This window comes from Ferdinandcohnia sp. FSL W7-1320 (assembly GCF_038050315.1).
Lineage (GTDB): Bacteria > Bacillota > Bacilli > Bacillales > Bacillaceae_L > Ferdinandcohnia > Ferdinandcohnia aciditolerans.
In genome coordinates this window covers 3,798,879-3,811,363 of sequence record NZ_JBBPAM010000001.1, presented here as the reverse complement: position 1 = coordinate 3,811,363, position 12,485 = coordinate 3,798,879, and the positions used below count along the sequence as shown (strand labels likewise).

11 protein-coding genes are annotated in these 12,485 nt (G+C 36.5%); 9 read left to right on the top strand and 2 right to left on the bottom strand.

Features of this window, described 5'->3' with window-relative positions; translation table 11 throughout:
• Positions 1 to 73: 73 nt before the first annotated feature.
• On the top strand, positions 74 to 1,030 hold the full coding sequence (locus NST91_RS18785; RefSeq protein WP_341332349.1) for a BMP family ABC transporter substrate-binding protein: 957 nt from the start codon (positions 74 to 76) through the stop codon (positions 1,028 to 1,030).
• Between the two features lie 29 nt (positions 1,031 to 1,059).
• Here NST91_RS18785 and NST91_RS18780 read toward each other — a convergent pair whose 3' ends face one another.
• Positions 1,060 to 1,338: a hypothetical protein gene (locus NST91_RS18780; RefSeq protein WP_341332348.1), complete on the bottom strand. Its 279-nt coding sequence runs from the start codon at positions 1,336 to 1,338 to the stop codon at positions 1,060 to 1,062.
• A gap of 268 nt (positions 1,339 to 1,606) precedes the next feature.
• Between NST91_RS18780 and NST91_RS18775 the strand changes: the two genes are divergently transcribed.
• The 3 genes from NST91_RS18775 to NST91_RS18765 all read left to right on the top strand — a co-directional run bounded on the left by NST91_RS18775 (position 1,607) and on the right by NST91_RS18765 (position 4,718).
• Complete coding sequence (locus NST91_RS18775) at positions 1,607 to 2,539, top strand: beta-ketoacyl-ACP synthase III (protein ID WP_121445413.1); 933 nt, start codon at positions 1,607 to 1,609, stop codon at positions 2,537 to 2,539.
• A gap of 78 nt (positions 2,540 to 2,617) precedes the next feature.
• Entirely contained in the window at positions 2,618 to 3,856 is a 1,239-nt protein-coding gene (fabF, locus tag NST91_RS18770; RefSeq protein WP_341332347.1) for a beta-ketoacyl-ACP synthase II, read from the top strand.
• Positions 3,857 to 4,070: 214 nt separating this feature from the next.
• The gene (locus NST91_RS18765; RefSeq protein WP_341332346.1) at positions 4,071 to 4,718 is read left to right on the top strand and encodes a DUF2268 domain-containing putative Zn-dependent protease; all 648 of its coding nucleotides are present in this window, start codon (positions 4,071 to 4,073) and stop codon (positions 4,716 to 4,718) included.
• Between the two features lie 468 nt (positions 4,719 to 5,186).
• Here NST91_RS18765 and NST91_RS18760 read toward each other — a convergent pair whose 3' ends face one another.
• Positions 5,187 to 6,014 (bottom strand): nuclease-related domain-containing protein, encoded by an 828-nt coding sequence (locus NST91_RS18760; RefSeq protein WP_341333562.1) that lies wholly within the window; start codon positions 6,012 to 6,014, stop codon positions 5,187 to 5,189.
• Positions 6,015 to 6,282: 268 nt separating this feature from the next.
• Between NST91_RS18760 and NST91_RS18755 the strand changes: the two genes are divergently transcribed.
• From NST91_RS18755 to opp4C, 5 genes are all read left to right on the top strand, one after another.
• The gene (locus NST91_RS18755) at positions 6,283 to 7,296 is read left to right on the top strand and encodes an ABC transporter ATP-binding protein (protein ID WP_341332345.1); all 1,014 of its coding nucleotides are present in this window, start codon (positions 6,283 to 6,285) and stop codon (positions 7,294 to 7,296) included.
• Positions 7,297 to 7,299: 3 nt separating this feature from the next.
• Positions 7,300 to 8,295 carry a dipeptide ABC transporter ATP-binding protein gene (locus tag NST91_RS18750; RefSeq protein ID WP_121445408.1) on the top strand — a complete coding sequence of 332 codons (996 nt, stop codon included), beginning with the start codon at positions 7,300 to 7,302 and terminating at the stop codon, positions 8,293 to 8,295.
• Positions 8,296 to 8,361: 66 nt separating this feature from the next.
• Positions 8,362 to 10,083 (top strand): oligopeptide ABC transporter substrate-binding protein, encoded by a 1,722-nt coding sequence (gene opp4A / locus NST91_RS18745; protein ID WP_341332344.1) that lies wholly within the window; start codon positions 8,362 to 8,364, stop codon positions 10,081 to 10,083.
• A 76-nt stretch (positions 10,084 to 10,159) separates the two neighbouring features.
• A complete protein-coding gene (gene opp4B / locus NST91_RS18740) occupies positions 10,160 to 11,125 on the top strand; it encodes an oligopeptide ABC transporter permease (protein WP_341332343.1) in 966 nt (321 codons plus the stop codon).
• Positions 11,126 to 11,138: 13 nt separating this feature from the next.
• The gene (gene opp4C / locus NST91_RS18735) at positions 11,139 to 12,047 is read left to right on the top strand and encodes an oligopeptide ABC transporter permease (RefSeq protein WP_121445405.1); all 909 of its coding nucleotides are present in this window, start codon (positions 11,139 to 11,141) and stop codon (positions 12,045 to 12,047) included.
• Positions 12,048 to 12,485 lie beyond the last annotated feature (438 nt).

Sequence of the window (12,485 nt, the reverse complement as noted above, 5' to 3'; positions counted from 1 at the left end):
AAGTAGTACAAAGTACAATAAAATAAATATATAGAGGACGAATTTTGTTTTTGTTTTTGAAGGAGTTGTAGGAATGCAAAAGTGGTTTAGGTGGGTGACACTCTTAATCCTGTTAAGTTTTCTTGTATCCTGTGGACAAACAGATGCAGATACTGGGGTCAAAAAAGTAGGTTTGCTTGTACCTGATACAATAGATGACCAAGTATGGGGTACGAAGGGGTATAAGGGGCTATTACAGATAAAATCTCAATTTGAGGTTGATGTCTTTTACAAAGAAGGAATTACAACAGAAGCTGCAACTAGATCTGCTGTAGATGAATATGTTGATAAAGGTGTTAATTTAATATTTGGTCATGGTAGTGAATACACTACGATTTTTAATGATATTGCTGATGAATACCCTAATGTGCATTTTGTTTTTTTCAATGGGAATACGAGAAAAGAGAATGTGACAAGCCTAAACTTTGAAGGGCATGCTATGGGATTTTTCGGTGGCATGGTTGCAGGTGAAATGACGAATACAAATAAAATCGGAATTATTGCTGCTTTTGAATGGCAACCGGAAATCAATGGGTTTTATGAAGGTGTTTTATTTCAAAATGATGAAGCCGATGTAGATATAGGATATGTTCAAAACTGGGATGATGACGAAAAGGCAATTTCGATTGCAAAGAATATGATCTCAGACGGTATCGATATTATATATCCTGCTGGGGACGGCTACAATGTCCCAGTGATAGAAAGACTGAAGGAAGAAGGCCTATATGCAATAGGCTATGTTTCGGACCAATCTGACCTGGGCAAAGAAACCGTCTATACAAGCACTGTTCAGCATGTGGATCAACTCTATTTATTAGTTGCCGAAAAGTTCAATAAAGGTGAACTGGCTTCGGGAAACCTCTCGTTTGACTTCCAGGATGGAGTCATTTCAATGGGGGTTTTTAGCCCGAAGGTAGATGAAAACTTTATTTCAGAACTAAATGATTATATTAATCAATATGTAGAAACAGGAGATCTTCCATCAAAATAGAAGAAGCTATCACATCAAGTGATAGCTTCTTATTTTTTACGAAAATAATCAAGGAGAGGCGAAAGGTCTTTTAAAGCTGGTTTGATTTTGTCAATTGAGGTCATAATATCATTAATTTGTCCCATTAATTGGTTGAAATCTACTCCATCAGCATGGTTTTGATTGGATTTTGCCTCAGAAGGTACATTTTCATTTCTCTTTGCCGAACGAGGACCAAACATGAGGCGATCAAACTTATCCATCGAAGAAGGAGTATCACGCTCACTCTTTTCGGCCTTTAAATCAATTTCTTCATTCTCATTACTCATTTTTATCACCAACTCACATTAGAAGTTTTCTTCAAAACATTTTTATTATATTCATATGATACATCTCAAAAAATGAGATGGGCTAGTATCACTTAAAACCCTAGGCTAACATGGAATCTAACCAAAAATAAAACCAAAGAGTTGATAACAATTAAAAAATGGATTAAAATTAGTACCAAGTCATAATAATTGATAATAAAGAAAAGCGCAGAATAAAAAAGGCTTTTTTGATAAAAATTATGTTTTCTCATAAAAGGGAGATGTTTGTATGGGTGTAGGAATAATTGGAATCAATCGATTTGTACCAGATAGAGTGGTAACAAATAAAGATCTCGAAAAAGTTTTGGATACATCAGATGAATGGATTCGTACAAGAACAGGAATAGAAGAACGTAGAATTGCAGATGATGATACAAATACTTCTGATATGGCGTATGAAGCAGCCCGTAGAGCTTTAGAAGATTCAGGTATTACCGCGGATGCATTAGACCTAATTATTGTCGCTACAGTAACGCCTGACCATCCGTTTCCGTCAGTTGCATGTATGATTCAAGAACGTCTTGGTGCAAAAAATGCAGCGGCAATGGATATTAGTGCAGCATGTGCAGGATTTATGTACGGAATCATTACTGGTAAACAGTTTATTGAAAATGGTGATTATAAGCACGTATTAGTAGTAGGTGTTGAAAAACTATCTAAAATTGTGGACTGGAGCGACAGAAATACAGCTGTATTATTTGGAGATGGAGCAGGTTCAGTTGTTCTTGGTGAAGTTTCTGAAGGAAGAGGAATCCTCTCTTTCGAATTAGGAGCAGACGGAACTGGTTCAAAACATCTTTACCAAGATGAACACATCATTATGAATGGACGCGAAGTCTTCAAATTTGCAGTAAGACAAATGGGCGAATCAAGTGTAAATGTAATTGAAAAAGCAGGATTAAAGCGTGAAGATGTTGATTATTTAATCCCACACCAAGCAAACATTCGAATCATGGAGGCTTCAAGAGAAAGACTTGAACTACCAGTAGAAAAAATGTCTAAAACAGTGAATAAATACGGAAATACATCTGCCGCATCTATCCCAATTTCAATTGTTGAAGATATTGAAGCAGGAAAAATTAAGGATGATGACGTAATTGTTATGGTAGGGTTTGGTGGAGGACTAACTTGGGGTGCCATTTGCATCAGATGGGGTCGCTAAAAAAGAACTAACAGATTAGAACATCATTAGTCGAAAATATTGATAGAAATGTTGAAATAGGCTGGAAGGAGAAAGATTATGGAAAAGAAGCGTGTAGTAGTAACAGGATTAGGCACGGTTTCGCCGTTAGGTAACGATGTGAAAACGACGTGGGAAAACGCGAAAAACGGTGTTTCAGGTATCGGTCCATTAACAAGAGTTCAAATCGAAGGCTTACCTGCAAAGGTAGCAGCGGAATTAAAGGATTTTAATCCGGAAAATTATATGGACAAAAAGGAAGCACGTCGTATGGACCGCTTCACACAATATGCAATAGCTGCTTCATTCATGGCAGTTAAGGATGCAAATTTAACAATCAATGAAGAAAATGCTGAGCGCGTTGGAGTATGGCTTGGTTCAGGAATTGGCGGAATGGAAACTCATGAGGAACAGCATAAAATTTTCTTAGAAAAAGGATATCGTCGTGTAAGTCCATTCTATGTACCAATGATGATTCCAGACATGGCAGCTGGCCAAGTTTCCATCGCAATTGGAGCAAAAGGAATTAACACATGTACAGTTACGGCATGTGCGACTGGTACGAACTCAATCGGTGATGCGTTTAAGGTAATTCAACGTGGAGATGCAGACGTTATGGTCACTGGTGGAACAGAAGCACCATTAACTAATATGTCATTTGCCGGTTTCGTTTCAGCAAGAGCCGTATCATTAAATCCAGATCCAAAAACAGCAAGCCGTCCATTTGATAAAAATCGAGACGGATTTGTAATGGGTGAGGGAGCTGGAGTTCTTGTCCTTGAAGAACTTGAACATGCATTAGCACGCGGAGCCAATATTTATGCAGAAATCGTTGGCTACGGTGCAACAGGAGATGCTTATCATATCACGGCTCCAGCACCAGGTGGTGAAGGTGGAGCTCGCGCAATGCGCCAAGCCATTGCTGATGCAGGATTAAATCCAAGTGAAATTGATTATATCAATGCACACGGAACTAGCACAGATTATAATGATAAGTTTGAAACTGCAGCAATTAAAGAAGTACTAGGTGATCATGCATATAAAGTAGCGATTAGCTCTACAAAATCAATGACAGGTCACTTGCTTGGAGCAGCTGGTGGTGTGGAAGCGATCTTCTCAGTACTTGCAATTAAAGAAGGAATCATTCCACCAACGATTAACTATGAAACACCAGATCCAGAATGTGACTTAGACTATGTACCAAACAAAGCAAGAAAACAAGAAGTAAATGTTGCCTTAAGTAACTCACTTGGTTTCGGTGGTCACAACGCAACTATTCTATTTAAGAAATATCAATAACATATAAATCCAAGGAGTCAGGCCAAATGGTCTGGCTCTTTTTTTATGAAAGTCGAATACGATAAAGAGGTAAGAAAGGAAGTGGTGACGTGGGGTAATCCGCACTGATCAATGGCTGAAGGATTCACATGATAATCCAATTAAACTTTGTAAAAAATTAAAAAGTTATTTTTCAAATAGAGCATCTGAACGTGAGATTTATGAGTATCTAAAAATGCACGGAATGTACAGAACAGTATCTGAGAACATACTTGAGAGCCTTCCTAAAAACGTATGGGGAAAGGTAGAAAAAGAATATAGTGTCTTGCAAAAAAAATGGAGCGGTCCGCAGGTCCCAATTTTCATTTTTCCAGCAGATAAAACAAATTCAAGGATCAACAATGAATATAATGGGAAATCAGGGCTTGCCTTTAAGGACAAATTATTTCTATTTTTCTCTCCGCACAATTCTCATGACGAAATCAAAGCAGTCCTCACACATGAATACAATCATGTTTGTCGTCTAAAAAAATATAAAAAGAATGAAGCTGATTTAACTTTTTTAGATACCGTGATCTTAGAGGGTATTGCAGAAAATGCAGTTCGTGAGCATTGCGGTGCAGAGAATCTAGCGGGGTGGACAAAATATTACTCAGATGTACAGCTAGAAAAACTAGTTAAACAACTAATAATTCCGAACCAATCTGTAAAAATAAAAGAACGAAAACACAACGATCTCTTATACGGAAAAGGATTCAGCCCCAAGATGGCAGGCTATTGTGCAGGATATTACTTAGTTAAGCAATATTTGGAAGCCCACAAACTTCAAACGAACGCAATCTTGGGTGTGGATTCGAAGGGATTTGTGAAGGAGTATCTTTGATGGTGGTATTTTGTTTTTAATCTAATCATATGTGTAAAAAATGTATTGGTAATAGTAGTTTCGATCTAACTTTTAAAAAAATGGTAAAAATAGCTCCGTATAAGAAGTGACTTTTGGAAAAACGGGAAAAAGTTCAAGCATAAGTATCGAATAAACTAGGAGTTTTGGATAAAACAGGGAAATGCCCATGTATAAGTTGTGGATAAACCATGGTTTTTGGATAAAAAAGGAAAAAGTCAAAGTGTAAGTTGCGAATATGACAGGGGTTATGGATAAAACAGGAAAAAGTCCAAGCATAAGAAGCGAATAAACCACAGATTTTGGATAAAGTAGGAAAAAGTCAAAGAATACACATGATTTAAAATGGAATCGTATCATACAAATATAAACCCCACAAAATAAAAAAGATAAGAGTCCCCCTTTTGAATGAAACAGGGAAAGCTCTTATCTTATTTTCCTCATATTGCACTATTTATTTTTTTTAATATAGTATGTCCCTTTTTTGGATGAGCAAGATTGATAGGATTTTGCAAGTGCTCTTTGGATGACAGCCCTTGATCTTATAATTTTACACCATTCGAAAATAATCCCTGAAGTAATCTTCATTTGTGGAAAAAGTAAACTGAACTCCTCTGTACTCCGCAAGATTGCAGCTTCTTTATCTTCAACAAAACCACATTTCTTACATGTTAATGTTGTAGTGAATCCTGAATCAAACATCTCTAATTCACCACACCCCTCACACAATATCCCCTTCGTCAATCCATCAAAACTATACTCTGGCAGCAGTGAAAAAGGTGAATCTTTTACATGCAATTCCATGAGTTTCTCCGCTAGTGCATGGTGTTTCCCTGCTAATTTGAAGAACTGTGAATTTAATTGATTCATAAATCGTTCAAGTTGTGATGGAAAAATAATTGGTAGGTCGGGGGAGGCTCCGTAGAGGTAAAATTCCGGGTTAATAAAAACAAGATGAGCCTCTACTTTTTGGTTATAACCGAGCTGTTGGAGCAATTGCCGAAAGAGCGATTCGGTACGTGATAGTTGAATGAGGGGATTTTTAATCTCCTTACCAGAGATTAGTCGCATGCGGTTGTCTTCAATTAGGAAATCTCCTTCAAAATTTTTCACTTCAAAAATGTGAATTTTAGGCGGAGATACAAGGTGAGAATCGATTAGGTAGTGGGTATTGGCCGTTTCAAGTAGGAGGTCATTAATGATGAGGCATTCTACGGAGAGCTTTTCTAGTTTCTGGTCAAACATCTTTTCTCCATGATAACCTTTTTCGAGCGTTATAATTTGATTCTCTGTTTTTTCGAAACTTTCATTCGTGCTTAATCAAGTTGTATAGACAGGTTTTTTGAAAATTCTAATATGATATATTTTTATAATATATTGAAATAATTTGAGTTGATAGATAATTTATTATAAAACCTTATTTTGCAACATTTTAAACGATTTTGACTCTGATTATAAAAAATTGTCTTGCAATTATAATATTATAGTAATAAAATTCTATTTACATAATAATTTTGACTAATCTAGAAGAATCTGGGGTGTTTTTATGCATCAGACAAAAACGGAAGCACCTTTGCTAGAAGTAAAGGGATTGAAAACAGGCTTTAACATTGATGGTCAAATCTATCATGCTGTCGACGGTGTTTCTTTTAGTGTTAAATCGCGCCAAATTGTCGGAATTGTTGGAGAATCAGGTTGCGGTAAAAGCGTTATGTCAATGTCTGTTATGAAACTACTACCTGTAGGGGTCGGAGAAATTACAGACGGAGAAGTTGTTTTCCAAGGAAATAATATTGAGAATCTATCAGAATCTGAAATGAATAAAATTCGTGGGAAAGATGTTTCAATGATTTTCCAGGAACCAATGACAGCGTTAAATCCTGTTTTTACTATCGGTTTTCAATTAGCAGAAGTTTTACTTAATCATTTTGATATTTCAAAGCAGGATGCACGTGAAAGATGTATCAGTTTGTTACAGAGTGTCGGAATATCTAGGCCGGAAAAAATTGTGGACGAGTACCCACACCAGTTATCGGGCGGAATGCGTCAACGGGTTATGATTGCCATGGCAATTGCATGTCAACCAAAATTATTGATTGCGGATGAGCCGACTACAGCATTGGATGTTACAGTCCAAGCACAAATCCTTGATCTATTAAAAGAGATTCAAGAAAAAAATGATATGTCCGTTATTTTAATTACACACGACTTAGGTGTTGTTGCGGAAATGTGCGATGAAGTAATCGTGATGTACGCTGGGAAGATTGTGGAACGAACGGATGTCGACACGCTGTTCTATAATCCGAAGCATCCGTATACAAAAATGCTATTAGATTCCATTCCTAAAATGGAAGAAGTTGAAGAAACATTAGGTTCAATTGAAGGTATAGTTCCTTCGCTGAAGAACATGCCAAAGGTTGGTTGTCGTTTTGCTGAACGCTGTCCAGTGGCAACAGACGAATGCAAACGAATTACACCTAAGTTGGCAGAGGTAGCGAGCGGCCATGAGGTATCTTGTCTTCTTTACAAAACAAGTTATCCAATGGAAGAGGTGAAATAAGAAATGAACCAGGCAATGAAAGAAAGAAAAGATGAAGTTTTGCTCGAAGTTCAGAATCTCAAAACCTATTACCCTATTAAAGGCGGGTTTTTTAAGAGAACTGTAGGAAATGTAAAAGCAGTGGATGATGTTTCATTTGAGATACTTAAGGGTGAAACGTTAGGTCTTGTTGGTGAATCAGGCTGTGGAAAATCGACAACAGGTCGTACTATTTTACGATTAACTAAACCAACAGATGGAAAAATCATTTTTGATGGTAAAGATATAACGAATCTATCCGGAACAACATTAAGAAAGATACGCCAAGACTTTCAAATGGTGTTCCAAGATCCATATGCTTCTTTAAATCCAAAGCAAATGGTAGGGGATGTTGTAGCAGAACCAATAAAGAACTATTACAAGAAATCGTCTAAGGAATTAAAACCCGAAATTATTGAACTATTAAAAAAGGTTGGTCTTCCGGAGGATGCGTACTATAAATATCCGCATGAGTTCTCAGGTGGACAAAGACAACGTATCGGAATAGCCCGAGCGTTAGCTTTACGACCAAAATTAATTATTGCGGACGAGCCAGTATCAGCTTTAGACGTTTCTGTTCAATCACAAGTATTAAATTTATTGAAGGAACTGCAAGAAGAATTTGATTTAACGTTCTTATTTATCGCTCACGATTTAAGTGTTGTAAAACATATGAGTGATCGAATCGGAGTTATGTACTTAGGTGGAATCGTAGAAATTGCAGATAAAAATGGATTATATGCAGAACCATTGCATCCCTATACAAAAGCTCTAATCTCAGCGATTCCATATCCAGATCCTAGAAGAAAGAAGGAGCGCATCATCTTAGAAGGTGATGTACCTAGCCCAGCAAATCCTCCAACTGGCTGTCCATTCCATCCGCGTTGTGCTTTTGCAACTGATGAATGCCGAGCAGTAAAACCAGCTTTAAAGGAGGTGAAACCAGGACATAGAGTAGCGTGTCACCTCTACAACGAGTAGGGTGATAAATGAAAAATTCTAGTTCATACTTACATGAAAAACAAACACAAAACGGGGGTAACAAAGATGAAAAAATCACTATTGTCTGTGATTTCCCTGTTGCTAGTAATGTCTTTATTTTTAGCAGCATGTGGAGGTAAAGATTCTAAATCCGGTGAGGAAAAAGAATCTGCGGAAAAAACAACTGAACCACAACAAGGTGGTAAAGTAACATATGCGTTAGGTGGAGAATTCCAAGGTTTATTAGAATGGGCATTCTATGAAGAAGCTTCAGATTCTGAAATTATTCAGTTCTTTAATGAATCTTTAATTCAAACTGACGACAACTTAAATTACATTCCAGGAATTGCAAGCTGGGAAACAGAAGATAACCAACACTATACTTTCACTTTCAAAGAAGGTGTAAAATGGCATAACGGTGAAGAACTTACTGTTAATGACTGGGTATTTGCATTAGAAACAATTGCACACCCTGATTATACAGGTCCACGTTATGTGAACGTAAAAGACATTGTTGGTGCTCCTGAATTCCATGATGGAAAAGCAGAGAGTATTTCTGGTATTAAAGTAATTGATGATTACAATATCGAAATTACTTTTGACAAAGCACGTGTTAACAACTTAGAAAATCTTTGGACATATCCAATGCCTGAAAAGCATTTTGAAGGTGTAGCTGTTAAAGATATGGCTTCTTCACCACAAGTTCGTCAAAACCCAGTAGGGCTTGGACCTTTCAAAGTGAAGAACATTGTTCAAGGTGAATCCGTAGAGATGGAGCGCTTTGATGATTACTATCAAGGTAAGCCAAATCTAGATACTGTTGTTGTAAAAGTAATTGACGCAGCATTAACTTCAGGTGTACTTCAATCTGGAGAAGTAGATGTAATGTCTGTACACGCTTCAAACTACGAGCAGGTTGCGGCATTAGACAATGTTAATCTTGAAAAAGTATTAGGCCTTTCTTATTCTTACATCGGATTTAAATTCGGTCACTGGGATGCAGAAAAAGAACAAAACGTTATGGATAATGAAAAATTCCAAAACTTACAATTACGTCAAGCATTGGTACATGCACTTAACCGTGAAGAATGGATTAAAGGATTCTTTAATGGTTTAGGTGAAGTAGTGGACACTCCAGTACCAAGTGCGCACTGGATTGCAGCTGATAAAGAAGATTTAACTCATTATGAGTATGATCCAGAAAAAGCAAAAACATTATTAGATGAAGCTGGTTACAAAGATGTTGATGGTGACGGCTTTAGAGAAGATCCTAATGGAGAGCAATTCTCTATTCAATTTGCTCACTACGCAGGTAGTAACCCAACATTCGAACCACGTGCGAAGTATATTGTTCAAGCATGGAATGAAGTTGGGATTAAAACAGAATTTGCAAAAGGTGCATTAATCGACGGTACCCTTTATTACGATATGTTAGAAAAAGACGATAAGGATATGGAAGTTCACTTCGGTACTTGGGGAACTGGAACTGACCCAGATCCATCTGGATTATGGGGAAGAGATGCCATTTGGAACTTCACTCGTTGGACAGATGATAAGAACGACCAATTGCTAGAAGATGCGCTTGATGTTTCAATCGTTGGTTCTGACCAAGAAAAACGTAAAGAGCTTTATGTTGAATGGCAGCAATTATGGAACGAACAATTACCTATTATTCCAATCGTAGAATATTATGATCTATGGGGCATGAACAAACGTGTTCAAGGTGTACATGTTTCTGCACCTGGATTAAGTGATTTCCATAAGTGGTATGTTACTGACGGTAAATAATATGTGATGGTTCTATCAGTGGGCGATTCGCCCACTGATACTACTTTAAAGTAATACTAGATAAGGAGAATCGACCATGTTAAAGTTTGCTCTTCGAAGAATACTCGGTATGATTCCAGTTTTGCTCCTTATCTCCATCGTTGTGTTTACTTTGGCGAAACTAATGCCAGGGGACTCACTAAGCGGAGAAATTGATCCAACAAACACGGATCCTCAGTATATTGAGGAAATGAGGGAAAAACTTGGTTATAACGACCCTATTCATATTCAGTATATTCGTTGGATATCAGATTTCGTACAAGGAGTATTTGGTACATCTTCACGCTATAAAATGCCAGTTATCGATGTAATTGCAGAACGACTTCCAAATACACTTCTATTAGGTGTAGCTGCACTTATCATTACGTATATTCTAGCATTCTTTATGGGAATGTATTCCGGAAGAAAACCCTATACAGTGGGTGACCATGTAATTAGCGGAGGGAATTATTTTGCATTAGCGATTCCTTCATTTGTTGCCGCAATTGTAGCAATCTATGTTTTCTCATTCCAATTAGGATGGTTTCCATCAGGTGGATCTTCAGAGGTTGGATTAATGGAAGGAACATTTGCATATTATATGAGTCGTTTACATCATGTTCTTTTACCTGCTCTTGTACTTGGTGCGTTTAGTACAGCATCTTATACACAATTTTTACGAAATGATGTAATTGAAAACAGCCGTAAGGATTTTGTAAGAACAGCACGTGCAAAAGGTACAAAGGAATCTACTATCTATAACAAACACATTCTTCGTAATTCAATCATTCCCCTTGTAACATTTTTTGGCTTTGATTTAGCAGCGTTAATCGGTGGGGCGATTATTACAGAAACTATATTTACTTATCCTGGTATAGGAAGTCTATTTTTAAACTCAGTAAGTCAACGTGATTATACAGTTTTAATGTCATTAACTATGCTTTTATCTACTTTAACACTTGTAGGGAATTTAATCGCAGATATCTTGTACGGTATCGTAGATCCGCGAATTCGTTTAGATTAGGAGGAATGGTTTTATGGAAACAGCAACAAATACAAGCTTACAAGCAAACATAAAGCCTCGTAAAAGTCTATCTCCATGGGCCATTGCTCGGAAAAAATTTGTAAAGAACAAGCTTGCGATGGTGAGTTTAATCTTTTTAATCTTTGTTGCTATTATTTCTTTTTTAGCCCCGTTTATTACAACGGCAGATGTAACAAAGGTAGATATCGGAAAGATGAATTTATCTCCATCTAGCGAACATTGGCTAGGTACGGACAACGCAGGGCGTGATGTATTTACACGTCTTTTATACGGTGGAAGAATCTCCTTAACAGTTGGGGTTGCCTGTACGATTTTAATTGTAACATTTGGTACATTTATTGGATCAGTAGCAGGGTATTTTGGTGGGAAAATCGATAATATGTTAATGCGTTTTACTGATTTTGTTCTGAACTTCCCATTCATCGTTTTTGTTATTGTTATCAATACCATTTTAATTGGAAAAGTATCAGGGGTTTGGGTACTTATTGGTGTAATTAGTCTGCTAAGTTGGGGTGGAGTTGCACGTATCGTTAGAAGTAAGGTTCTTGCAGAAAAAGAGAATGAATATATTTTAGCAGCACAATCAATAGGTTGTTCTTCAGCGAAAATTATTGTAAAGCATTTATTACCGAACGTCTTTTCAACTATTATCGTTCAAGCAACTCTTTTATTTGCTGGTATGATTGTTGCTGAAACAGGACTAAGCTTTTTAGGTTTTGGTATCCCGCAGGATGTTCCGAGTTGGGGAAATATGCTTTCAGTAGCAAATCAGCCGGATGTACTTCAAAATAAAACATGGATATGGATTCCGCCTGCTTTGGCAATAACATTAACGATTTTATCTATAAATTTTATAGGTGAAGGTTTGAAGGATGCGCTAAATCCTAAATCAAATCGTTAGCTAGATCTATCACAAAATGTGATGGATCTTTTTTTATTTTTACATTTCATTAATGTAACGCTTTTTAGCACTAAAGAATTATACTAATAAAACAAAATCCCCTGTTTTCTTGAAAGGTGTATTTTAGATATTACTTTAAAAAAACTAATAATATCAACAGTTACACTAAAAAGTAATAAAAATAATAAAAATTATCTTGCAATTTCGACATAGTTTTAATAGAATTTTAAATAGATTAGGAGAATAGTCACTTTTCTGTTAAAAATGTATATTAACTTAATTTAAAAAATTGACTTGTATTTGTAATCTTTCTGTAATAAAATTTAGTTGATTCTTTTGTCAGATAATTTCTATATATTTGACACTTAAAAGCTTTAGTGTGGTAAAATAAGAGATTGCTAGAATTTTTTGGTTGATATTTCACTAAAGATATTATAT

What these genes read in the sequence shown, in the direction of transcription:
- NST91_RS18785 (WP_341332349.1), top strand. Translation starts at nt 74, where the DNA reads ATGCAAAAGTGGTTTAGGTGGGTGACACTCTTAATCCTGTTAAGTTTT.
- NST91_RS18780 (WP_341332348.1), bottom strand. Translation starts at nt 1,338, where the DNA reads ATGAGTAATGAGAATGAAGAAATTGATTTAAAGGCCGAAAAGAGTGAG.
- NST91_RS18775 (WP_121445413.1), top strand. Translation starts at nt 1,607, where the DNA reads ATGGGTGTAGGAATAATTGGAATCAATCGATTTGTACCAGATAGAGTG.
- fabF (WP_341332347.1), top strand. Translation starts at nt 2,618, where the DNA reads ATGGAAAAGAAGCGTGTAGTAGTAACAGGATTAGGCACGGTTTCGCCG.
- NST91_RS18765 (WP_341332346.1), top strand. Translation starts at nt 4,071, where the DNA reads ATGCACGGAATGTACAGAACAGTATCTGAGAACATACTTGAGAGCCTT.
- NST91_RS18755 (WP_341332345.1), top strand. Translation starts at nt 6,283, where the DNA reads ATGCATCAGACAAAAACGGAAGCACCTTTGCTAGAAGTAAAGGGATTG.
- NST91_RS18750 (WP_121445408.1), top strand. Translation starts at nt 7,300, where the DNA reads ATGAACCAGGCAATGAAAGAAAGAAAAGATGAAGTTTTGCTCGAAGTT.
- opp4A (WP_341332344.1), top strand. Translation starts at nt 8,362, where the DNA reads ATGAAAAAATCACTATTGTCTGTGATTTCCCTGTTGCTAGTAATGTCT.
- opp4B (WP_341332343.1), top strand. Translation starts at nt 10,160, where the DNA reads ATGTTAAAGTTTGCTCTTCGAAGAATACTCGGTATGATTCCAGTTTTG.
- opp4C (WP_121445405.1), top strand. Translation starts at nt 11,139, where the DNA reads ATGGAAACAGCAACAAATACAAGCTTACAAGCAAACATAAAGCCTCGT.